The 22047-nt window shown below is 53.6% G+C and carries 21 protein-coding genes and 2 pseudogenes; 16 read left to right on the forward strand and 7 right to left on the reverse strand.

The window, feature by feature from the left end:
• Positions 1 to 70: 70 nt before the first annotated feature.
• The 16 genes and pseudogenes from MRK42_RS14545 to radC (MRK42_RS14620) form a co-directional block, all read left to right on the forward strand.
• Positions 71 to 301: pseudogene (locus tag MRK42_RS14545) on the forward strand (DUF2787 family protein); the annotation flags it as partial.
• A gap of 221 nt (positions 302 to 522) precedes the next feature.
• Complete coding sequence (gene istA, locus MRK42_RS14550; RefSeq protein WP_111809685.1) at positions 523 to 2064, forward strand: IS21-like element ISAs29 family transposase; 1542 nt, start codon at positions 523 to 525, stop codon at positions 2062 to 2064.
• A gap of 14 nt (positions 2065 to 2078) precedes the next feature.
• Entirely contained in the window at positions 2079 to 2834 is a 756-nt protein-coding gene (gene istB, locus MRK42_RS14555) for an IS21-like element ISAs29 family helper ATPase IstB (protein ID WP_000194037.1), read from the forward strand.
• A gap of 52 nt (positions 2835 to 2886) precedes the next feature.
• Positions 2887 to 3114, forward strand: a pseudogene (locus MRK42_RS14560) (DUF2787 family protein); the annotation flags it as partial.
• 10 nt (positions 3115 to 3124) lie between these two features.
• A complete protein-coding gene (locus MRK42_RS14565; protein ID WP_080644398.1) occupies positions 3125 to 3553 on the forward strand; it encodes a hypothetical protein in 429 nt (142 codons plus the stop codon).
• Positions 3528 to 3809: a hypothetical protein gene (locus MRK42_RS14570; protein WP_016349981.1), complete on the forward strand. Its 282-nt coding sequence runs from the start codon at positions 3528 to 3530 to the stop codon at positions 3807 to 3809. The genes MRK42_RS14565 and MRK42_RS14570 overlap by 26 nt, the downstream gene beginning before the upstream one ends.
• Before the next feature lie 122 nt (positions 3810 to 3931).
• A complete protein-coding gene (radC, locus tag MRK42_RS14575) occupies positions 3932 to 4429 on the forward strand; it encodes a DNA repair protein RadC (RefSeq protein WP_016349980.1) in 498 nt (165 codons plus the stop codon).
• Entirely contained in the window at positions 4426 to 4617 is a 192-nt protein-coding gene (locus MRK42_RS14580) for a hypothetical protein (protein ID WP_016349979.1), read from the forward strand. The genes radC (MRK42_RS14575) and MRK42_RS14580 overlap by 4 nt, the downstream gene beginning before the upstream one ends.
• Positions 4618 to 4701: 84 nt before the next feature.
• Positions 4702 to 5196 carry a hypothetical protein gene (locus tag MRK42_RS14585; protein WP_016349978.1) on the forward strand — a complete coding sequence of 165 codons (495 nt, stop codon included), beginning with the start codon at positions 4702 to 4704 and terminating at the stop codon, positions 5194 to 5196.
• Positions 5196 to 5411, forward strand: coding sequence for a hypothetical protein (locus MRK42_RS14590; RefSeq protein WP_016349977.1), 216 nt, complete (start codon positions 5196 to 5198; stop codon positions 5409 to 5411). Before MRK42_RS14585 ends, MRK42_RS14590 begins: the two co-directional genes overlap by 1 nt.
• The gene (locus MRK42_RS14595) at positions 5408 to 5770 is read left to right on the forward strand and encodes a hypothetical protein (protein ID WP_016349976.1); all 363 of its coding nucleotides are present in this window, start codon (positions 5408 to 5410) and stop codon (positions 5768 to 5770) included. The genes MRK42_RS14590 and MRK42_RS14595 overlap by 4 nt, the downstream gene beginning before the upstream one ends.
• 78 nt (positions 5771 to 5848) lie before the next feature.
• A complete protein-coding gene (locus tag MRK42_RS14600) occupies positions 5849 to 6391 on the forward strand; it encodes a hypothetical protein (RefSeq protein ID WP_016349975.1) in 543 nt (180 codons plus the stop codon).
• 1 nt (position 6392) lies between these two features.
• On the forward strand, positions 6393 to 6749 hold the full coding sequence (locus MRK42_RS14605) for a hypothetical protein (RefSeq protein WP_016349974.1): 357 nt from the start codon (positions 6393 to 6395) through the stop codon (positions 6747 to 6749).
• An 83-nt stretch (positions 6750 to 6832) separates the two neighbouring features.
• Complete coding sequence (locus MRK42_RS14610) at positions 6833 to 7147, forward strand: hypothetical protein (RefSeq protein ID WP_335856089.1); 315 nt, start codon at positions 6833 to 6835, stop codon at positions 7145 to 7147.
• A gap of 2 nt (positions 7148 to 7149) precedes the next feature.
• A complete protein-coding gene (locus MRK42_RS14615; RefSeq protein ID WP_335856088.1) occupies positions 7150 to 7557 on the forward strand; it encodes a type IV toxin-antitoxin system YeeU family antitoxin in 408 nt (135 codons plus the stop codon).
• Positions 7558 to 7785: 228 nt separating this feature from the next.
• Positions 7786 to 8283, forward strand: a complete 498-nt coding sequence (radC, locus tag MRK42_RS14620; RefSeq protein WP_335856087.1) for a DNA repair protein RadC — start codon at positions 7786 to 7788, stop codon at positions 8281 to 8283.
• A 123-nt stretch (positions 8284 to 8406) separates the two neighbouring features.
• Here the strand turns inward: radC (MRK42_RS14620) and MRK42_RS14625 are convergent, their stop codons facing one another.
• The 7 genes from MRK42_RS14625 to MRK42_RS14655 all read right to left on the reverse strand — a co-directional run bounded on the left by MRK42_RS14625 (position 8407) and on the right by MRK42_RS14655 (position 22015).
• Positions 8407 to 11508, reverse strand: coding sequence for a DEAD/DEAH box helicase family protein (locus tag MRK42_RS14625; protein ID WP_335856086.1), 3102 nt, complete (start codon positions 11506 to 11508; stop codon positions 8407 to 8409).
• Positions 11505 to 12188 carry a DUF4276 family protein gene (locus tag MRK42_RS14630; RefSeq protein WP_335856085.1) on the reverse strand — a complete coding sequence of 228 codons (684 nt, stop codon included), beginning with the start codon at positions 12186 to 12188 and terminating at the stop codon, positions 11505 to 11507. The genes MRK42_RS14625 and MRK42_RS14630 overlap by 4 nt, the downstream gene beginning before the upstream one ends.
• Positions 12181 to 13287, reverse strand: a complete 1107-nt coding sequence (locus MRK42_RS14635) for an AAA family ATPase (RefSeq protein ID WP_335856084.1) — start codon at positions 13285 to 13287, stop codon at positions 12181 to 12183. The genes MRK42_RS14630 and MRK42_RS14635 overlap by 8 nt, the downstream gene beginning before the upstream one ends.
• Before the next feature lie 9 nt (positions 13288 to 13296).
• On the reverse strand, positions 13297 to 15231 hold the full coding sequence (locus MRK42_RS14640; protein ID WP_335856083.1) for a site-specific DNA-methyltransferase: 1935 nt from the start codon (positions 15229 to 15231) through the stop codon (positions 13297 to 13299).
• 75 nt (positions 15232 to 15306) lie between these two features.
• The gene (locus MRK42_RS14645; protein WP_335856082.1) at positions 15307 to 18033 is read right to left on the reverse strand and encodes an ATP-binding domain-containing protein; all 2727 of its coding nucleotides are present in this window, start codon (positions 18031 to 18033) and stop codon (positions 15307 to 15309) included.
• On the reverse strand, positions 18030 to 18728 hold the full coding sequence (locus MRK42_RS14650) for a DUF4391 domain-containing protein (protein ID WP_335856081.1): 699 nt from the start codon (positions 18726 to 18728) through the stop codon (positions 18030 to 18032). Before MRK42_RS14650 ends, MRK42_RS14645 begins: the two co-directional genes overlap by 4 nt.
• 11 nt (positions 18729 to 18739) lie before the next feature.
• Complete coding sequence (locus tag MRK42_RS14655; RefSeq protein WP_335856080.1) at positions 18740 to 22015, reverse strand: SNF2-related protein; 3276 nt, start codon at positions 22013 to 22015, stop codon at positions 18740 to 18742.
• Positions 22016 to 22047: the final 32 nt, after the last annotated feature.

Raw genomic sequence — 22047 nt, forward strand, 5'->3', positions numbered from 1 at the left:
CCATTTCAACCACACCCAGAGGGAGGCTAATGCCTCCCTCGTTTTATTGGATATATGACAAGGAACGCTTATGACTATTCCCTTTTTCCGGGATGGCTTTGCCCTGCCCGTTGCCCAAGCGCTGCTCACGTTACTCAATCAGGAGGTTGCCAATATCGGCCTCAACCTCGAGTGCCTGACCCAACTCACCTTCAACTTTCGCAGCCCCACCTACAGCCCCGATCAGGGAGGGGCTCACCCGGTCGAGATCCGCTTGATACGCGGCCTTGATGGCTGGCTGTTCGATTACGTCACCGACTTCTGCATATTCCGGCCGATCATGAACACCAATTCCGATTCAACGTGAACACCATTTCCGGACCAATGTGAACGCTCATTCCGGTTCAACCTGAACACTTCGCCCCTCCTTTCCGGAAACAGTGTTCAACATCCCGGAATCACTGTTCACATTCACCGGAATCATCCTTAACGCATTGATTTAAAAACCTTTGATACGCTCTCCCTTTTGCCAGGGAAGAGCCTATGTCTGCCAAGAGGATTGCAATGCGTAAAATTCGTGAAGTGCTGCGACTGCGGCTGGAAGCTGACCTCTCTGTTCGCCAAATCAGTATCTGTACCAAGGTCAGTGTCGGCTCCATCCAGAAACTCCTCAAAAGTGCCCAGGCGCTCGGCCTTACCTGGCCCTTACCTACCGAGCTTGATGATGGCCGACTGGCTGCCCTGTTCTATCCGCAGGCCGATACCACCATCTCGGCCCGCCATGTTGTGCCGGATTGGCCCTCTGTCCATCAGGAGCTCAAGCGCAAGGGGGTCTCCAAACAGCTGCTCTGGGAGGAGTACACCCAGCGCTATCCCAATAGCTGTTACAGCTACTCCCAGTTCTGTGACCGTTACAAGTCCTGGTGTCAGTTGCAAAAGCGCTCCATGCGCCAGATCCACAAGGCGGGGGAAAAGCTCTTTATCGACTACTGCGGGCCCACGGTGCCCATCGTGTCGCCGACTACGGGTGAGGTCCGTCAGGCACAAGTCTTTGTCGCCGTGCTCGGTGCGTCCAACTACACCTTTGCCGAGGCCACCTGGTCCCAGTCACTGCCGGACTGGCTGCAAAGCCATGTCCGTGCCTTTGAGTTTTTCGGCGGGACACCGGTACTGCTGATCCCCGACAACCTCAAGAGCGGTGTCAGCAAGGCTTGCCGATACGATCCCGAGCTCAACCCCAGCTACCAGCAGTTGGCCGAGCACTATCAGGTGGCGGTGATGCCAGCTCGCCCTTACAAGCCTAAGGACAAAGCCAAGGCCGAGGTGGGTGTGCAGATCGTCGAGCGCTGGATCCTGGCTCGTCTACGCCATCAGACCTTCTTCTCGCTTGCCGAGCTAAACCAGTGCATCCGGGCTTTGTTGAATGAGCTCAACGAGCGCCCGTTCAAGCAGCTGCCCGGTAACCGACGCGAGGCGTTTGAGCAGTTGGACCGCCCGGCACTGGGGTCACTACCGGTGCATCCCTATCGCTATGTCGCCATCAAAACGGTCAAGGTCAACATCGACTATCACGTCAGTTATGAGCAGCACCATTACTCGGTGCCGCACCAGTATGTGGGTCAGCAACTGGAGCTCCATGCGGGCGATACCCTGCTTCAGGTCTATCACCAGCAACAGCTGGTCGCGAGCCATCCGCGTAAAACCATCCCGGGGATGAGCACACTCCCTGAGCACATGCCGGAACGTCACAGCAAGCAGCAACGCTGGACGCCAGGGCGTCTTAAGCAGTGGGCTGCCGACATCGGACCGGGCACCTTGTGCTGGGTTAGCGAACGGCTGGCAGAGAAAGCCCATGCCGAGCAGGCATACCGACTCTGCCTGGGACTGCTGAGTCTTAGCCGGGAGTATCCGCCATCACGAGTCGAAGGCTGTTGCCAGCTGGCCAACCGGGAAGGACTGGTGCGGCTCAAGCAGCTCAAGTCGGTGCTGACCAGTGGCCGCGACCAACTGCCCGCAAGTCCGCTCAGTTATCCAGAACTGCCGCAAGAGCACGAGAACATCCGCGGCCCCCAGAGCTTCCACTAACGAGGAAAAAACCCATGACCCAACAAACGCTGACCCGCTTGAGACACCTGAAACTGACTGGCATGGCGGATGCCGTGCAACAACAACTGGAACAGGCAAGTACCTACGAAGGGCTGCCCTTCATCGAGCGGCTAAGCCTGCTGGTCGAACACGAACAACTGAGCCGGGAGCAGCGTAAACAAGCTCGGCTGGTCAAGCAGGCGAGGCTCAAACTCCAGGCCACGGTGCAAGAGGTGGACTACCAGTCTGCACGCAACCTGGAGCGGTCACAGGTGGCAAACCTGGCCCAAGGAGAGTGGCTGCGCCGGGGCCAGAACCTGCTCATTACCGGCCCCTGTGGCTGCGGAAAAACCTACCTAGCCTGTGCGCTGGGCTACCAAGCCTGTCAGCAGGGGCACAGCACTCGTTACTACCGGCTGCCGCGTCTGCTACTTGAGCTGAGCCAGGCCAAGGTAGATGGCAGTTACGCCAGACTGCTGGGTCAACTGGCAAGGATAGAGCTGCTGATCCTGGATGACTGGGGACTGGAAGCGGTGAATGCCGAGCAGCGCAACGCCCTGCTGGAGATCATGGATGATCGGTACGGGAAATACTCGACGGTCGTGGTCAGTCAGCTGCCAACGGAAGAGTGGTACGCGAGCTTGGGGGACAACACTCTGGCAGATGCGATCCTGGACCGGCTGATGCACAACGCTCACCGGCTGTCACTGAAGGGAGAATCGATGAGAAAGAGGAGAAGTGAGTTGACCCAATCTGAACACTCGAGTTAGAAACGGGGTGACGTGAGCGCGTTAAGGATCAGGGTGTTCACGTTGGCCGGAATGGCTGTTCAACTTCGCCGGAATACGCAACTTCAGCTATCAGGGACTGGGCCAGGATGCCGAGCTCTGCAAGGAGCTCGATTTCAACTTCCTGGATGACGAACACTATCTGCAAGGATGGGGGCCTATCCAGCGCTCAGAGGCCCATGAGTTATTCACTCTGTGGCAGACCAACTTTGTTGCCTACTGCCGGATGGCGTACTTCACCGTCACGGTCAGTGGGGAGTAGGAGGTGTGTGATGACTAACGAACTGCCGCTCTCCCATTACTCACGTCAGTGGCTGGGACTGGTCGCCGCCAAGGCCAAACTGCAGCCGACTCGCCAAGGCGAACGCTGGTTGCTGCACCTCACTCTTGGTGGTCAAAACGCCCGCACCGTCACGCTGTATCTGCGTTGGTCTGGGGTGCAGTGGCAACTGCTCTCCCTCACCAATGCCGAGGACTGGCGGAGCATGAGCCAACCGAGGGATGAGATCTGCGTGGACCCCACTCGTCGCTGTTTCTGGCGCTGCCAAGCAGGACCGGTTTCTCTCACCGAGCAGCCTCGTGTACTGGGCAGCTTTCTGGCCGACTTGCAGCGTACCTGCATTCATCTCGGCTATCGCGTGGAGAGTGATCCCTTACCCCCAGAGGAGACACACGATGCCCAAACAACCGATAGCCGTTGAGCTGGAGGCCATCAATCGGGAGGGGGAAACGCAGGTGGTGCGTGACAGCGGCCTGACCGTACAAGGTTACAGCGTCTACCTGCGGGCAGTGGAAGCCAGCGGACTGGCTCTGGCTACCTGGATAGCTGACTACGACACCATAGGACCTGCCTACCAGTTGGCAGAGCGGCTAAGTATTGCGCTGGCTATCCCACTTGCCGTGCAGGTCCCCGAACCGTTGATACCGGTGGCAAGTGAGCCCGCCACCACGGCATGAGCCACCAGCATCGTCAACTGCACAACTGACAGCCCCCCCCCCTACGTAAGCCAACATCATCTCTACCTATTTGACCTCGGCACGCCTCGCGCTGCTGGGGTTTTCTTTTTCAGGAGACCACCATGCGTTACCACAAACTGAAAGCCGGGGAATGCCCCGGCACCTATGTCGTCACCGAACCGGTGACCGAGCAAGACCTGCTGCGTATTGCCAATCAGATTGCCCGTAAACGCCTGGCCAAAGGCACTGCCATTACCAGTACCACTGAGGCCGCCGAGCGGCTGCAAACCCTGCTGCAGGACCGGGAGCATGAAGTGTTTGGGGCACTGTTCCTCGACTCCCAGCATCGCGTACTGGCTTTTGAGGAGCTGTTTCGTGGCACCTTGGACAGTGCCAGCATCTACCCACGGGAAGTGGTCAAGCGGGCCTTGCTGCTTAACAGCGGGGCCATTATCGCGGTGCACAATCACCCCAGTGGTGACCCGGAACCCAGCTACTCTGACCGGGTCTTTACCCAAGCCCTCAAAGAGGCCTTGGCGCTGGTGGATGTCCGGTTGCTTGACCATCTGGTGGTCGGTGCTGAGGGCGTGGTATCCCTGAAAGAGAGAGGTCAGCTATGAACTTGGTCCCAGGCACATCACACCTCACAGCCCTCGATATCCTCCTCGAATTGCGCTGTTGGCTGGCAGACAACGTCGAGATGCAGGCAGATCCCGCCATCGTGGCCCACCTGCCTAACGGCTACCAGCTCACCCAGGCTGACTGCATCGAGGTCATTGATGTGCTGCTACATCAGCTGCGCGATTAGCCAATCCGGATCATCAGGTCCAACACCATCACCCACAAGGCCACCTCACTGCAGGTGGCCTTTTGCATTTCAAGGAGCTAGCCCATGTCTGCCTTCATGATCGATCGCCAGGACTACCTGACCTTTGCCGTGCAGTTACACCGCTTTTGCAATGGCCCGTTGCCACCGCACTACACCCTGGAGCTACTGCGCACCCTCTGGTGGCTGCCGCCAGCAGACACGACCAGTACCTGGACGTGGCGGGTAGATCGGTTAGTGCGACTGATGATGCTCGCCAACCGGCGTGCAGTCTGGCATCGCTATCAGCTGGGGCGTCATCAACCACTTCAGCACCGCTCTACCAAGCTGAGTCCGCTTAAACCTGCCCACCGTTACCACCAGGCTCCACTCACCGATAGCGAGCTGGTGGCCCTCTACAAGTTCACCTGCTGCGCCCTGTACCAATCGAGCGAATGGACCGGGAGCCCTGAGCAGGCACCTCGGCTTGTGAAGGTACTACAGCAGTTGCAACAGGCTCTCGCACAAGACGTGCTGACCCGGCTGTCACTGTGGGAGCAAGCACCCTGGGGAGAGATGTGATGGATCTCTACATCACCCTGACAGTGGCAAGCTCGCCACCGAGTTCAATGGCCCACCTAGCCCAACGTGTCGCCGATGACATGGCACACCTGCATCACCGTCTAGGGGATGGGGTGAGCGATGAACTGGGCATCAGTATCAGCTATCTGGTCGAACAGTTTGCGCTGCTGGCAGCGGCTTACCGTTCACCGGAGGAAAAGGAGAAACATCAATGATTGAGTTCAATGACAGCTTTAGCCAGGCCGCCGTCGCGGAGGCCATGTGTGCTCACTCAGGGCTTGCCAAGCTCATCAGTCAGCAATTGATGCTGCCGGGCTTTGCCTATGCCCACGATGTAGAGGGGCGACGTATTGGTGGCCCGCTGGTGGCCCCCAACCCTGTGTTGCACAAGACCACGCTCTTTGTCAGTCCACGGGATATGCGTGAGCACCTGCCACGAGAGATTAACTTCGCCCGCTTTCGCTGCGCCTGTAATGCAGCGGGTCAGCCGGTCGGTGAGTGGCAACGGGTAATTGTCGGGGCCTACGTCAACCACGGCAGTAACGACACGCCGGATTGGAGTAGTCATACCTGAGTCACGGCCACCAGTACAAACAAGACCCCATACAGCCCCTCACTCCGAGGGGCTGTTTGCATTTTAAGGAACCCAACCATGCACGACCTGCGTGATTACAAGACCCTGACCGCTCGGCAGATCACCACTGCCATCGGTCAGCTCAACCACAGCACCGCGCCGAAGATAATGACCCACCTGGGATTGCGGGCCAGGCAGCCGCAACCACTCGGTAATGGCCGTAGTAGAGCCAAAGCCCTCAAGCTGCTGCGCAGAGTCAAGAAGGCTCACAAAGCAGGGCGTATCCAACTCGAGCTCACCGTGACAGGTTGCCGCATCGACCGGGGCAGCCATCAGGCTGACCGCTACTACTACGACCGCACTTTGTTGGCTCGGGGCTGGCAGCAATACAACACCGAAGAGGACGCATGGTATTTCGGCATCTGGATTAACACAGAGAAGATGGAGACCTTTACCTATGCCGAGGGGGATACCAACCATGTGATTGCACCGAACGTCGAGGCATTTCGCGCTGAATTGGCGCGGCTCTACCAGTGCCACCCGCAAGCACCGGCATTTATCAGCATCGACCCGGCGGCAGGCGTTGTGACCCGCCACTTTGAACGCAAGCCGGAGGTGTGAGATGGCTAAGAACATCACCATCAAGGTACCCGGCAAGCATCCGCAAACCGGTGAACTCACCACCTTCGAGCTCAAGGGGCAGCGCATGGATATCAACATCGGTGGGCAGGCCGTGCCTTTCCTCATTCACGGTAGGGGCATCGGCACCTCGCTTACCCACATTCCGAGTGGCTACCGCATTGCACTGCTCGGCGGCTGGCTCACTGCGCGTTACGCCATGCCTGAGAATAAGCCCAGCAGAACAGTCTGCGCCCAGATGGCCATAGACCGGCTGGTAGCCCAGTACGGCTCGCGGCACCTGCTGGACCGACTCGATTGCAAGCCGGTTATCAACGAGGCGGCTGACTGCGCCCGTTGAGGCCAACCGTCTCGCTCATCAACAAACAACATAAAGGGCCTGCCCTCACAGGCTGGCCCTTTGCATCATTGGAGTCACCGAACATGACCCGTCTTATCACCGGACTCGAGGTGCATCGCTATGCCCCCGAGCTCAACAAACTGCATCTGCGTAACCGGCAGACGTTACCCGCTCCCGGCATCACCACCATCAAAGAGGCCAAAGCCCGCCTGTTTGGCCGCTGGCAGCCAGGGCATCAGGTGACCATCACCGTGAGCCACCCCGACTACGTCAACCTCTCCCGGCTCTACCGGGGGCGACTGGCAAGCCTGACCGACCTCCCAGCGCATCTGACCAGATTGCGCCAGCGTCACAACGTGCCCGGCACCCGCATCGATATTCAACTGAGGTATCGCTAATCATGACCACACCCCATCCCACATACTCTGCCACGCACTATCCAGAGCTACAGACTCTCACACCGCTCCCCAGCATTTGCTGGGGTCTGCCGCGTGATATCTCTCCACGCTTTGGCGCTCGTCTGATACAGAGTCGCGACCGGCTCGATTTTCTATCCGATCGAGCCAGTCTGATAGGTGAATGGAGTGAGGCGCAGATAGCCAATCTCGACCAGGCTTTCCCGGAGATCATCAAGGCACTGGAAGCCAAGCTGCTGACCGGCGAACTGGATGCCCAGCGTCAGCACTGCATCACTATCCAGCACGAAGGGTTCACCTGCGAAGCCGATACCCTTGGCAGCCACGGCTATGTCTACGTGGCGATTTACCCCGCGATAAGCGCGGACATAACGCACTGCGCCAAGGCGTGACCGCATATCCACTGGTGGCCACACTAACACCGTGGTTATGATTCACTACTGACTCACCCAACTAAGAGAACTTCTGATCACCTATTAGCACATGCCTCTGACTAACTACGCCCAGAACACTCCAACAGCCTGAACACCACCAACTAACCCAGCGTTTTCCCCTTCACTAAATACCTCTCCAACCCTGCCGCGCCAACGCGGTGGGGCGATGGCGTATGGAGCACCATCATGTTGCATCACAAACTGATCGCCGGGGAGATCCCCGGCACCTATCTCGTCACTGAGCTGATTAACGAAGAGGACCTGTTGACTATCGCTAACCAGATTGCCCGTCAGAAACTGGCCAAGGGGGTCGCGATTACCGACCAACACTTGGCACAACAGGCACTGCAAACCCTATTGCAGAGTAGGGAGCACGAAGTATTTGCCATGCTGTTTTTGGATAACCAGCATCGAATCCTGGGATATGAAGAACTGTTTCGCGGCACGCTCAGCAGTGCCTCCGTCTACCCACGGGAAGTTGTTAAACGTGCGTTGGCGCTCAATGCTGCTGCTCTGATGCTGGTGCATAACCACCCATCGGGATACCCGGAACCCAGCCGGGCAGATATCGAGATCACCCTGCGCCTACAGGATGCCCTGGCACTGGTGGATATCCGGATTTTGGATCATCTGGTCGTCGGTACTGAGGGAGTGGTGTCGCTGGCAGAACGGGGACTGATATGAACCTTACACTTATCAGCCTAGATATACTCATCGAGCGACGCGGCTGGCTTGCAGATAACATCGAGATAGTTTGATACAAGTCACTGAATCAGAATTTTCTGATTCAGTGACTTTATTTAGCCATTACCTAACAATATTCATCAGGCTCTTGAAGCTGTCCACGACGCTGTAACTAACCTTTTTCGAGGAGATTTGTTCGCTTAATTTTTCGAAGAAGCGCTTGGCGCAATCGACCTTGGCCTGCTCCATAGCCTTCAGTTGCAGCGACTCCATCGAACCCTTGGTCTCTGCAACAAAATAGACATGCTTGACGGCTGCCTCTTCGAACGCAATCGCCCAGTCCGGGTTATAGTCGCCAACCGGCGTTGGTATGGAAAAGCCCCGAGGTAGCTTGGCATAGACCGTCACTTCCTTGGCTGATTCAAGTCCGCCAGGCTCATCGGATTTCGGATCACCAAAGACCAGTTTGCGCTCCACGTCCGAATCGGTGATCAGATAATCATAGATGTGCTTCTTCAACGGCTGGCCTGCATGGACGAAATCTTGCTTGGATTGCCCAGCAGTAAAGATGCTGCTATCAAACTTATCTTCAAGCAGGTCATACGTCAGATGCTCCACCACCATGGTGGCCTTTTGTGTATTAATCAGACGAGCTGTCTGGCTAATAAAATCCTCAGGGTTGTTGCGGAACTGGTCGAACACCACCTTCTGGATCTTCTGCAATATGGCAGCAACAGTACTGCGCTTGAGCTTGGTCAATTCACAGACCTTACCCAACAGGTCATATTTGACCGTCGAGTGCACCGAATGCTGGTACTCCTCCCGCTCCGTTTCCGATACGGTGAATCCTTGCCCTGTTTTCATCTGCTCATAGGTGGCTTTGTCAACTTGCTCACCCCGCACGATATTGAAATGGAGTTTCTCTACACGCAGATGCTGATCCAGCTCTTTAACCGCCTTAGTTATCAACTCTGCGGAATCAAAATCGACCTGATAGATAGCCTTGTGGTTAATTCGTTGCCACAACTCCTGGAACTCTTTCTTATCGAAATTGCTATTCAGCGGATTGATCTTGCCCTTGCGATCATCATCGATAGAGGGCAACTGTTTGTCCGTGTAGATGGTATCAATCACATCCAGTATCGGATCACTATAGGGCTGCAGATCACCCGGCATGGCCGCTAACGTACCCGCCTTGCGCGCACTGATGTAGGCATCGGTAATGCGGTCCTGCTCATCGGTATAATCATTTTTGACCAGATAGCGATAAATCTTTTTGGCCATATCCTCGGTGATTTTTAAATCGCCCTGTTCAGTTTTCAGCACTTTGCCGACGAAATAATTCTCGTCCGCCTTCTGCGGCCGGGTAGAGAGCGACTTACTGATATCACTCTGCAGTGCCGAGACAAAATCCTTGTAGCTCTCGCTGGCGACCACAGTCAGACGGTTGATATCATGTACCCGAATGGGATCATCCATCCGCTCACCAAACTGATTGACGGCCAGACGCAAGCCACGACCCACCTCCTGACGTCGAGTAGTGGTATTGTCGCTGTGTTTGAGGGTACAAATCACAAACACATTCGGGTTATCCCAACCTTCCCGCAGTGCCGAGTGTGAGAAGATAAAGCGGGTTGGCTCCTCAAAGCTCAATAACTTCTCTTTATCCTTTAGGATCAAATCATAGGCATCCACATCATCGGTTTCCGTGGCCTTCTTGCCCACATTCGGATCAACCATGCGCTTGGATTTTTTATCGATAGAGAAGTAACCATTGTGGGTCTTTTCGACCGGGATGCTGCGCAAATAGTGCAGATAAGGGGAATCAAACTGGCCAAGATGGGCATCCAATTCCAGTTGGTACTCTTCTTCAAAGATACGGGCATATTCGCCCTTTTCATCAGCCGCAGAATAATCACGGTACTTGGCCACTTCATCGATAAAAAACAGGCTCAGCACCTTGATCCCCTGATCAAATAGCTGGCGCTCCTTTTCAAAATGCGCCTTGACCGCCTCGCGGATCTGCATCCGGCGCAGCGCCGACTCACTGACATCGCCACAGGCATCACCGGCCACCAGCTCAACACCATTCGTGAAGCTAATGGTATCAGTATTGGCATTGATGTCTGAGACAACAAAACCTTGGTACTGAGCCAATTCTCCCGAATGTTCAAACAGGTTATAGCCCTTATTCACCTTGCGCACATCACGTTTGATGGCGCCACTGGCGGAACGGATCTCGAATTCAAGGCGCGCCACGGGTGGTTTGCTAGCCGACACTTCAATCCCTTCCAGATAGAGATAAGCATTGGTCCCTGCCAAACCCCGTGTCGTTATGCCTCGTACGGCGATTTTCTTCACCAGCTTCTGGTTGTAGGCATCCAGCGCATCGAGGCGATGCACCTTGTTGTGCAGCGAGTTGTGCGTTGCCGAGTAACGCAGAATAAACAGCGGATTAAATTCAGTCAGCGACTCCAGGGTTTTTGCCCCTTCGAGCTTTTGCGGCTCATCGAGGATCATGATGGGCTGGTTAGCCTTGATGACATCGATCGGGCGCCGGGTCTGGAAATCATCCAGCTCTTCATAGATCCGGCGAGCATCGGCACCACGGGCATTAAACGCCTGCACGTTGATAACCATGATGTTGATACCGCCATCGGAGGAGAAACTCTCCAACTGATGCAACTGCTTGGAGTTGTAGATAAAGAACCGGGCTTGTTTCTGGTAATCCTGCTGGAAGTGCTCTGCGGTTATTTGCAGCGACTTGTAGACACCTTCACGAATGGCGATGCTGGGCACCACAATAATGAACTTGCTCCAGCCATACTGGCGGTTCAGCTCAAAAATGGTCCGAATATAACAGTACGTCTTACCCGTACCGGTCTCCATCTCGATGTCCAGGTTGAGCTTGGCACCAGGATGGTACTTGGTTAATTTTTTGCCATCGCGATCGCGGTAATCATTGAGTGCGCTGGACTGGGGCAAATTCTGCCGGGTTTGGACTGCCTGGATATTGGCCAGCAGTTGTGCCTCAGACAGCTGGATCTCGGCGTTTTTAAACCCAGCCTCTTCATAGGTGGTGGAGCCGGAGTGACCTGTTGCCACCGCGCCCGGATCAATCTTGTAATGGCGGGCGGCATCATTGGGCAATTGGCCCTTGAAACAGTCTACGACCGCCTGCACTGCCTCGGCCTGGTAGGCCTGGTGTTTGAATTTCAGTTTCATACGCTCTCCTGCATCAGCGCCTCAAATCGCGCAATCCACGCATTAAAGAGCGGACATTGTGCTCTCATCTGTGCAATACCAATGCGCTCAGCAATGGCAATCCCTTTGCTTGTTTTGGCAAATTTGCCACCTGACCAACCATCCAGTCGTTTGGAAGGGGCCGTTTCCCAGCCATTATTGATAGATTCTGGTTCACCGCTCTCTTCAAGCACACGCGCAACCAGTGGTTCTGGTATGCCCAGCTCTGCGGCCAAAATGGCACTATCGCTAAACAGCCAGGCTTCAAATTCATGGACGGCAATAAAGGGGATAAAACGGCGCTCGGCTTGTTGTGCAGCACACTGTTCGACCACACTGGCTCTGGCTGCGCCGTTAAGGTGTGCAGCGATCCCGACCGGCTCAAGACCTGCAGGCAGAGTATCCAGACCGGGCCACTCCTTGACGCCATAGTAATCCACCAGCGTGGTGACATAGGTATCAGGCCGCTGTTTGAGATGGCGCTCAATATCACGACTGACGCGACTGAAACGGACATCGCCACCTTTTTGCCCGGGTTTACTCACCTGGGTCGCGCTCATAAAAATATTCTGCTGCGCTAGATAAGGCTGCAAGACCGACTCAACAAACACCTGCTCAGTCTTGCCTTCGACAATGGCAATCACTTCGATGTAATCACTCATAACGCGGGCCCCCGGCGATCACATTCTTGGTCCAGAGCTCACCGACCGAATACTCCTCCAGCCATTGCGCATAATCGTCCTCATTGAGCCGCTCGAAGGTCGAAGCGCCCCCCTTGCGGTTCACCACAACAATATCGTCAATGGCAAACTGGTCGATCAGGGCCGGAGATTGGGTGGCGACAATCACCTGGGTGCGCAGGGAAGCCTGCTGAATTAGCTCGGCCAAGATCGCGATGGCGGCTGGGTGTAATCCCAACTCTGGTTCATCGATGATGATGGTGGACGGCGGGTTGGGTTGTAGCAGTGCCGTCGCCAGGCAGATAAACCGGATCGAGCCATCAGAGAGGTGATAGGGCTGCAACGGGTAGTCGGAGCCTTTTTGTCGCCAGCTGATATTGATCTCTTCGCGTGCGCCGCTTTGACGCGGTTCCAGCATAAAGTCTTCAAAAAAAGGCGTGACCAACCGCACCGCATTGAGGATCGCCTTGTACTCGGCGGGATAAGTGTCGCGCAGCTTGAGTAAAAACGGCGCTATGTTGGCCGCGTCGGTACGCAGCTGCTTGTTATCCTGCACTATCTCGTAATTGCGCATCCCGGCGCTCGCGCTGGTGTCATGGAAATGGTAAATCTGCCATGAAGCGATGGCGTCATACACGGGGCGGGAATAGCGCGCATCCGGCTGGTTTTCCAACACCTCGGCCACCAGTCTGGACTTGCCATCGTTGCTGTCGCCCAGTATCCACCAACCACTACTACCTGCCGCGTAGTAGCGGGCTTCATCTTCCAGTGCCAACTCATCGGCCGGGGTGGGCACCAGGCTAAAGCGATAACCGCGCTGGCCAAAGTGGGTCTCGAAAAATAGCTGAGGCGTCACTTTTCGACCATTAAACAGCAGGGCCCCGGCCCCGCCGCTATCACGCACAAAGCGATTGAGATTGCCATCGATCAGTGCCCGCAGCATCTTGAAGAAGGCGATCAGGTTACTCTTGCCCGCGCCATTGGCGCCGACAATCACATTCAAGCTATTGAGCTTGAAGGCGTTCAGTTCTTGGATGGATTTGAACCCTTTTATCGTCAGGGTATCCAGTGATGTGCCCATACCGGCTCCTTAAATCGCCTTAACCTCGGTCAACGGACTGAGCTGCTTGAGCAGCTGTTCGGCGTTGATTTTGACCGCATCGGAGGCAAACCCGGCATCGCGGAACACCAGGCGCAACGGGCTAAAGGTCGCCAATTGGCGAATAAAGGCATCGTCAATACCGCCTGTCTTATCGAAGCAGGCCACCAGGGCACCATGCTGGTACTGGGCATCGGCATCGGCATCGACAAAGAAGACGGTCTTGCCATCAATGGTTTGCCGCAAGATCGGCGACATCAGATCCACGCCCCAGTCCAGCATCACTTGGAATAGCAAATCTTCTTCGGTGCGATCGGCCTTGATATTGTCGATCTGAGCGAAAAGATCGTCTTGAGCTACGGAGTCAGGGTTGTAATAGACGTCAGCCATGTTGGACGTATCGATCCTCAGCGCACGAAAGCCAACGTCCACTTCCTGACTAGCTTCACTTATTTTCTTCCCAGCGCGGCGAATGCGCTCCCTGCTCACCTCTGAGATGGTTTGGTAGCCCGCTTTGAATGCTTCGGAGTCTTCGTTACACGGTTCAGGCAGTTGTACCATTATGAAACGACGACATCCTTGGTCTTCAACGTTTAACCGCATAACCGCATCGGCTGTTGCCGATGAACCAGAGAAGAAATCCATAACGATCCCATTATCATCTCCATGCAAAGAAAGAAACCATTTGATAAGTTGAGTTGGTTTTGGCGTATCAAATACTTTAAAGTCGAATAGTTCTTTAAGTTCTCTTGTGCCATCCGCATTGGAACCAAATTTGTCTAGCCAGGTACTCCAGCCAACGGATTTTTTCACATCCCGGATTTTTTCATAGGGAACCCATCTCTCAGTCGCCCCATTAACAGATATCGCGTTGTCAAATGGTCGCTTTTCCCAATGAAAAAAATCGGGGTTTGACTGTGCATGCAAAATATCAGGATTGTCTTTTCCCCATCGCCAGTGCCCCTCTTTTCCGTCATTTCTGTATGGATAAACGTAGTCTCCTGTTGGGCACTGAAGCCCATAGAATTGATTTGGTCTATCGGAACGCAGCGATGTTCCACCCCATTTCATCAATTCTCGTCCCTTTCTGTATGGACCGTTGTTGTCACTCAGATTGAGGGCACCAGTAGATCTCTCGTCCTGAGAAACACTTTCAGACGTTGACTTGAAGTAGATGAGCAAGTATTCATGGCCTGTTCGCAATCCTGTCTTTTCTTTTCCACCACTGGCTTCAGAAAGCCATGGAGCACAAGCTAGTCTATTTGAGCAGCCAAATATTTCATCCAACAACTTGCCGAGTTGGAAAACCTCCTTGTCATTGATGGATACCGCAAGCAACCCGTCATCAGCAAGAAGATTTGCCATGACTCTCAATCGTGGATACATCATAGATAGCCAATCTGAATGATATCTCCCATTAGACTCCATATTCGCTAACAGTCGATTACCCTGTTCATCCTTTTGATTGGATCTTTTCAAGAACTCTTCTGCACTCTCAGCAAAATCATCTTCATAAATGAAATCTTTCCCCGTGTTATAAGGCGGATCGATGTAGATCATCTTGACCTTACCGAGGTACGTTTCCTGCAACAATTTCAACGCATCCAGATTATCGCCTTCGATAAAGAGATTCTGGGTGGTATCGAAATTAACGCTCTCTTCTCGGCAAGGCCGCAGCGTTTTGGCTATCGGCGCATTGGCAGTCAACAGTGCCTCGCGCTTGCCGGGCCAGTTCAGCTGGTAACGCTCTTGCGGCCCGTCGACGATATGGGTCGAGAGCTCTTGTTTGAGCAGATCAAAATCGATGACGCGTTTAAGCTCGCCATCCTTGCCTTGTGATTCGGTCACGCAGTTGGGAAACAGGGCCGCCAGCTGTTCGATGTTCTGTGCCACCAGATTGGGGCTATGCATTTTCAGTTTTTCCATTATGTTTTCCTCAAGACGCCGAGTGCTTGGAAGGCTCGCCCGGCGCGTCACTTGTTCACGTTGCTATCGGAATGCTCAATTGCCTTGCTGCCAGTCTTGGCAAAAGTGCGAGCGCAAACCTTCAATGGCTGGGGGCAAGCTACCTTGGCAAGTTACACCCAGATAGGTGGCAGCACGGGTAGTTCCCACATACAGGTATTTGTCAAACAAGGCTGGATGCAGGGATGCCAATTGGTCGACTCCAACAAAGAACACCGCCTCAAATTCCAGCCCCTTGATGTGCTGAATATCGAACACCCGCACACTACTCTCCTGACCTACGGCCTGCCCCTCACGACAAGCAACAACCTGGATGTTGTGCTCACCCAGCGCTTGATTCAGTGCCTCGGCAACGGATGAAACCTCGCTCTCGCTATTTACGAAAACCGCCGTGGAAGGCAATTGACCGACAAAACGCTCAATTTCACGAATACGATCGGCCAGCCAGGCCACAACTGCATCAGGTGCGCTGACATATTCCAGCAAAGCGGGGGCAACGCCAGAGCTGTCCATATGTTCCGGCAAATTGGCGTGTTGTTCGTTGCCACCCATTACCTGGATCATGGCATGAGCCAGATCGTTCAACTGCTTGCTTTGTCGATAGGTGACGGATATTGCCTTGATCTCAACGTCAGGAAAGACCCATTTTAATTCATCCTCGGAACGGGCACCCCAGGTGGTCAGACGCTGATTAAAGTCACCACAGGCAAAGAATGAACGCAGCCGTGGATGGGTAAGAGCCGCCATACTGGCCAGTTGAATAGGCGAGAAGTCCGTCGCTTCATCCACCAGGATTTGGTTGCGATAGTGCCCGTGGATGGTTTTGAGTGATGACCAGGCTGGCTCATCGATAGCACGCTGCACATTGGGACGACTCAGCAGCTCCCCCGTAGCACGCAGCATCGCGAGCAGAACAATATCTAGTTCCAGGGGATGGATATCGCGGGCTTCAAAACCACTCGGCAGATACCAGCTTTTGGCCTGCTGGCGTTCACGTCTAAAGGCTCGATAGTGTTTAGGGATATTGTCGAGATAACGCTTGACCGGATTGACGAAGCGGCGCGCATTGGCCTGAACCAGGAGGCTGGCACCGACTTCGACAAGATCCGTCTCTTTTAAACCCCGATCCCCCAGCCATTCGATGATCTTACCATTGCGAGATGTTTTGCTCATCGCACGTTTGGATGCAGCCGCTTTAGCTTGCGCCCGAACTGCTTTCATGTAGGCCGCGAGTGCAGCGGCTCGACCAGTACGCGGCCCCGATACATCTTCATCCTCATCGGCATCAGAATCATCCAAGTCGTCCGGCTCAGTTGCAGAACCTTGTTGCAGACTGTCTATCAAGGAAGCCAATTCATCCAGGAAGGCTCGATTACGATTAGCTTGCAGTCTAAGCGCGGATGTAATTATGGCGTCTGAACTCTCTTTGAGACTAGAGACAAGAACCTGTACGTTAGGCATCTCTACCGCCAGTTGACCAAACAAAGCAGCGATTGAGCTATCAGCATCCTTTGGCAATATGCCATGCAGGCGCACACCTAGTTTGTGAGCCTCGGAATGGTTGGCGTTTTTAAGCTGGTTTGCGGCATCGTGCAGCTCCTGCAAGAAGGCCTTACGCTGCCAGCCATCAAAGTCATCAAACCACTGAATGGGGTTATTCAGCGCCATCTCCTGCAGACAGTTCAACCCCTCTTTCAGGATAAAAATGCCGCTGCCAGAGGCTGTTTTGAGTACACCGAAGACGCTCCGGGCCAGCTCACGTTGATAATCGCGCCAAGTTTTGATGTTCTGATCTGGAGCGGGAACACCTTCTCGGGCAAATGCTTCCTTGAGGTACTGCTTGAGTAATTCCGTTGGTGTGAACATAAGCCAGCTATGAGCATGCATCGCACCTTGGCTTGAAGTAATGCTCTCAACCAAGCGCTGTTCAGCCTCATCAAGAAACCCTGCATCAAGCTTTTGGCCTAGACGACGGATCAGTGTCGTCGTCTTCCCCGTACCGGGCGGACCTAAGATCAGCAGTCGCTGATCGAGTGGAAGACGAAAAATCTCGTCCTGGTACTGATCGAGGATGGGCTGATCCCGCAAGCCCATCTTGGTAATAACACTACGGCGCAATCCTTGGATAATATTGGCAGCTGCATTTTCCTCAGCCAGCAATTGGCTCAAAAGGTCTTCTGCGGCCTCTTCACCAGCCACTTGAGTAAGCAACGCTCGCAGTGACTCTACCGTAACAGGGCCAAAATTCTCAGCCTCAACAACTGTGTTTCGAGAATCCCAGCCGTCAACAAGCATTTGGGGCCGTAGTGTAGCGCGTTCAATCACCTCGACAATCGAACCACCAGGAAGTGTGAACGTTGCGCCAATATCCAACGATGCCAACCGACCAAGAGGAGCTCGGTAGCTTGACAGAACAGGGGCGTTTGAGTTCGATAAGCTTTTGAATCCTGTTGGTGGAGCGGTCCGGCAAATATAATAAATGCGCTCATTGCCCTCAGCATCGACTACCACGACACGCGCAATGGCAGGTTCTTTCGCCAATATTTGGTAACTTTCCCGATTCGCTTGGCGACTATCTCCCAAGCTTTGGACAGCCTCAGTGCTCGTCAGAGTATTAACACTAGCGAAGGCGTCTGAGCTTGCTGTTTGTTCACCTTGTAGCTTGCTCTTTGCTTTGTCAGCGATACGTTCAAATTGATCTAACGCTTCGCCAGCGACTTGTTCGATGTGTTGCTGTGACTCGCCATTCTGGTTCAGCGTCATACATCCATCCCCTCAGTCAATTGTTGAAACTCATTTTTTAGCTGCCGCAACTGCGCGTTCATCTCTACCTTGCGGTTAAATTGCCTCTCTTTTTGCAGTTGAGATTGCAAACGACTAATGCGTTTATCCAACTTGGTCAGCTCATCAAGCCGTATGATCCAGTCGCGTAACGGCTCTTCCGATCTGGGCGGATGTGGTGTCAAACCTTGCAGCAAAATGCGATAGAGCTGGGTGACATCAAGCGCCACCGGCAACGCCACCAGCGACTCTGGCTCAGGCATGGGTAGCCACTCTGACGCAAAATAACCGGCAATTTTCACCTTATCCGAGCCAACCACGGCGGGCGCCTTATACGCCAACTGGTACTGGATCTGGTGCTGCTCACCTACTAGCCGATGGATACGAAAAAAAATGGGGTGGACTATCTGCCCATCAATGGCCCGCAAGAGCTCTTCATCTAATTCGCAAACAGCCGCTTTGAGATCAATATCAAACACCTGCAATTCTGGATAGTCGCCACCTGCGGTCATATTCAGGGTGTCGGATGATAGCTTGTGCGACCAGTTAATCTCTTGCACTTGGGTAACAAACAACTGCCGCAATGCAGCCGTAGGATTCAATCTTTGATACAGCGCCTCTTTGGGGAGGCGGCGGTTCAATTCAGTAGGGCGCGGAAAGCGATAATGGGATGTCATGCTATCTGCTCTTATCCCTGTACCACGATGAAGTTAATCAACTCGAACTGATCCAGCCCCGCAATCTCATTCTTGAGCGCCGTTGTCGGCCCCCCACTGAATAGGCTGTCGATATCACTTTGTTCTTTCACCGCTACCATGGCATGAATAGCCTGATCCAGCAGTGCCGAATAGTGGGCCATCTTGCGCCCATCCTGCGTTGCCTGATTGAACCGCTGGCAAACCACTTCGTCAGCACTTTCCTTGCCCTTACAGGCTGCGCGGATCCGATCCAGCAAAGGCTTGGCCTGCAGGTGGTTGATAGCCACGTCGCCATTATCCGCCATGTAGATCAGGTAGTAGGGATGCAATCTGTTTTGCTGATCAATATTCACACCTGCATGGCGATTACGCAGCGCAAAGATGACACCAGGGATCAAACCCCGTTCGGGGTCGGCAGCCACGACTGTATGTAACCCATTGGGCAGATGAGTAATATCAGGGTGGGTTTTCAGATAGTTCAGCAAATCCATTCTGAACTCATTCAAACCGAGATCGGTGATCGAGATGCCGGTTTTGACATCCTCCAGATCGATGACCTCCTCTTGTAAGCGCTTAAGCTGCTCCTTGCGATAGGCCACATCGTTGGCCTGAGCGGTCAGCACGTTATCATCCCCTGTTGAAGTCAGATCGGAGATCACCATGCGATTCTCAACCCGCTCTTTGAGGTTGATGTACTCATCAAGGCTGATATCTGGCCAATAGTTGACTAATTGAATGCACTCATTGAGTGAACCGATTCGATCGACGCGCCCGAAACGCTGGATGATACGTACCGGGTTCCAGTGAATGTCGTAATTCACCAGGTAATCGCAATCCTGCAGATTTTGACCTTCGGAAATGCAGTCTGTCCCAATCAAGAGATCCAGCTCGGCTGACTCATCAGGCAAGATATGCGCCTTCTCTTTCGAACGAGGAGAAAAGAGCGTCAGTAGGCTCTGAAAGTCATATCCCTTGCCAACCGTTGATTTGGCCGCGCTACTGCCAGTGACCTTGCCAAGGTGCAACCTATGTTGCTGACACAGAGGCGCTAACTGTTCGTAAAGGTAATCGGCCGTATCAGCAAACGCCGTGAAAAGCAGAACCTTGCGATTACCAGGGTTGATTGGGTTTTGCCATTTTTGTTGCAACAAGTTTTTAAGATGGGCGAGTTTGGCATCTTGCTGTGGTGTCACCTTGGCCATTTCGGTCAGCAAACCATCGATGATGTTCAGATCATCGCTCAGGTGCCGCTCCCAGCTGAGGATGTCCATGTCTGCCAAGTTGATTTTGATTTTGCCACCGGTAGAAAAGGCATCGGCCAGTTCTTCGAGTTCCCCCTCATCCTCCAGATCCCAATCCCGTTCTGCGACCAACAGACGTCCTTCGTCCAACCCCTTATCCAAACCATTGCGATTGAACGCGGCAATATTGTTTAGCGCCTCTTGCAACAGACGCCGCAAACCTTGAAGTGTTAAACGAAAGGCGTGTACCGAGCTTTCCAGACGTTTGAGCAGGTTGATCGTCATCAGGCGTTGCAAGGCCTTCTCACGGTCTGCCTGACGAAGTCGGCTCTTCCCCCCCTGCACATTGGTGTCGTACATGGCCTCGTACTTAGCCATTCTGCTCGGCAATATGTAACTCACCGGCGCATACACAGCCAGACGCAAACCAGAGAGCTGATCGAAAATCTCATTGAAGCCAATTACCCCGGCATGCTGCGTGAGCGGCGGCTGAAACGACAAGGGTTTATTGCGGGTAGGGAAACGACCGATATCCTTGGTATCGTAGAAGGTCTGAATATGTCGACGAGAGCGGGCAATGGTGACGCTATCCAGAAGTCGGAAGAAGTCGAAATCCAAGGCCGTTAACAGAGCAGTGGCGGTGCGCTGTTCCGGATCCAGTTCAGCCCAATTGTTAAACGCCTTCTGAGCTCGCTTGAATATCTCATCTATCCCCAGATGGGTATCAAGTTGCTTGTGCAGCGTGGCGGAATCCCCTTCATACGCCAGTGCCAGTTGATTCTTCAGATCGCTGAATTTGTTGTTTACCGGCGTTGCCGAGAGCATCAGAACCTTGGTTTTAACACCCGACCGTATCACCTTGTTCATCAACGTCTGATAGCGAGTTTCCTTTTCCTTGTAGGCCTGGTTGTTACGGAAGTTGTGAGATTCATCGATCACCACCAAATCATAATTGCCCCAGTTCACCCGGCTAAGCGACATGCCCAGGGACTCGCCTTTTGTGCGCTGCAGGTCGGTGTGACAAAGCACATCAAAGTTAAAGCGATCTTTAACAAATGGATTGGTAGTGAAGTTGCTGTTGTAGTTGGTCCAGTTCTCCGCCAGCTTTTTTGGACATAGCACCAGTACCGACTTGTTGCGCAGCTCGTAGTACTTCACGACAGCCAATGCAGTAAAGGTTTTCCCCAGACCAACACTATCTGCCAGTATGCAGCCGTTGTATGTCTCCAGTTTGTTGATGATACCGGTGGCCGCATCACGCTGGTAATTAAAGAGTTTTTGCCAAATCAGACTGTCACGATAGCCCGTTTTATCATTGGGCAAAACGTCTTCATTGATATCTTCTAGGAACTCATTGAACAGGTTGTAGAGCAACTGAAAATAGATCTGTTCTGGTGGGTTTTCCTGATAGACGGTGCTCATGTATTGCACCAAGCAATCCGTCACATCGGCCAGTTTTTCTTTGTCGTGCCAGACCTGATCAAATACCGAAAGAAAGGTCTGGGTTGAGCTGATTTCGTCCATCCCAGTGACGAGATTGGATAATGCATTGCCCTTCTGGTAACCCAAATCAACAGCAGTAAAGCCTTGTAAGGGGTAATAGACCATGTTCTGGGGGGCCGACTCGACAATAGCAAACTGTTGCATGGGAGCCGATGTCAGATTGGAGCGGAACTTTGCCTTGCGCCTGATCCAGTCAGCACACTCACGCGCAATCGCCTTCTGGGTCAGCTTGTTTTTTAGCTGGATCTCGAACTCGCTACCAAAGAAGGCTCGTTCCTTTCCTTCATCTGGAATATGAAACTCACGCTTTTCCTTCTTCAGCTTATCGACAGCTTCTTCTTCAACAAATGTGGGTGCCGTAAAGATGAACTCCAGTTCATCTACTTGTTCCAGTTGTTGCTTCAACGCCTCGTAGGCATAGATAGAAAAACAAGAGGCAGCAATCTTCAGCTTGGCTCCAGGCAACAAGCCGTTCTTGAGTTCATCACCCAATAGAGAATTAATGTTATCAATCAGCTTCATGCTTGAGACCTATATGACCGCGCTTCGAAAAT

The sequence above is a fragment of the Aeromonas sp. 19NY04SH05-1 genome (assembly GCF_040581895.1).
GTDB classification, from domain to species: domain Bacteria; phylum Pseudomonadota; class Gammaproteobacteria; order Enterobacterales; family Aeromonadaceae; genus Aeromonas; species Aeromonas enteropelogenes.

Bases quoted from the DNA above. Each gene is read 5' to 3' on its own strand.
- MRK42_RS14580 (WP_016349979.1), top strand. From the start codon at position 4,426: ATGAACTTGGTCCCAGGCACATCACACCTCACAGCCCTCGATATCCTC.
- MRK42_RS14615 (WP_335856088.1), top strand. From the start codon at position 7,150: ATGACCACACCCCATCCCACATACTCTGCCACGCACTATCCAGAGCTA.
- radC (WP_335856087.1), top strand. From the start codon at position 7,786: ATGTTGCATCACAAACTGATCGCCGGGGAGATCCCCGGCACCTATCTC.
- MRK42_RS14590 (WP_016349977.1), top strand. From the start codon at position 5,196: ATGGATCTCTACATCACCCTGACAGTGGCAAGCTCGCCACCGAGTTCA.
- istB (WP_000194037.1), top strand. From the start codon at position 2,079: ATGACCCAACAAACGCTGACCCGCTTGAGACACCTGAAACTGACTGGC.
- MRK42_RS14595 (WP_016349976.1), top strand. From the start codon at position 5,408: ATGATTGAGTTCAATGACAGCTTTAGCCAGGCCGCCGTCGCGGAGGCC.
- MRK42_RS14655 (WP_335856080.1), bottom strand. From the start codon at position 22,015: ATGAAGCTGATTGATAACATTAATTCTCTATTGGGTGATGAACTCAAG.
- istA (WP_111809685.1), top strand. From the start codon at position 523: ATGTCTGCCAAGAGGATTGCAATGCGTAAAATTCGTGAAGTGCTGCGA.
- radC (WP_016349980.1), top strand. From the start codon at position 3,932: ATGCGTTACCACAAACTGAAAGCCGGGGAATGCCCCGGCACCTATGTC.
- MRK42_RS14565 (WP_080644398.1), top strand. From the start codon at position 3,125: ATGACTAACGAACTGCCGCTCTCCCATTACTCACGTCAGTGGCTGGGA.
- MRK42_RS14570 (WP_016349981.1), top strand. From the start codon at position 3,528: ATGCCCAAACAACCGATAGCCGTTGAGCTGGAGGCCATCAATCGGGAG.
- MRK42_RS14600 (WP_016349975.1), top strand. From the start codon at position 5,849: ATGCACGACCTGCGTGATTACAAGACCCTGACCGCTCGGCAGATCACC.
- MRK42_RS14630 (WP_335856085.1), bottom strand. From the start codon at position 12,188: ATGAGTGATTACATCGAAGTGATTGCCATTGTCGAAGGCAAGACTGAG.
- MRK42_RS14605 (WP_016349974.1), top strand. From the start codon at position 6,393: ATGGCTAAGAACATCACCATCAAGGTACCCGGCAAGCATCCGCAAACC.
- MRK42_RS14635 (WP_335856084.1), bottom strand. From the start codon at position 13,287: ATGGGCACATCACTGGATACCCTGACGATAAAAGGGTTCAAATCCATC.
- MRK42_RS14645 (WP_335856082.1), bottom strand. From the start codon at position 18,033: ATGACGCTGAACCAGAATGGCGAGTCACAGCAACACATCGAACAAGTC.
- MRK42_RS14625 (WP_335856086.1), bottom strand. From the start codon at position 11,508: ATGAAACTGAAATTCAAACACCAGGCCTACCAGGCCGAGGCAGTGCAG.
- MRK42_RS14585 (WP_016349978.1), top strand. From the start codon at position 4,702: ATGTCTGCCTTCATGATCGATCGCCAGGACTACCTGACCTTTGCCGTG.
- MRK42_RS14650 (WP_335856081.1), bottom strand. From the start codon at position 18,728: ATGACATCCCATTATCGCTTTCCGCGCCCTACTGAATTGAACCGCCGC.
- MRK42_RS14610 (WP_335856089.1), top strand. From the start codon at position 6,833: ATGACCCGTCTTATCACCGGACTCGAGGTGCATCGCTATGCCCCCGAG.
- MRK42_RS14640 (WP_335856083.1), bottom strand. From the start codon at position 15,231: ATGGAAAAACTGAAAATGCATAGCCCCAATCTGGTGGCACAGAACATC.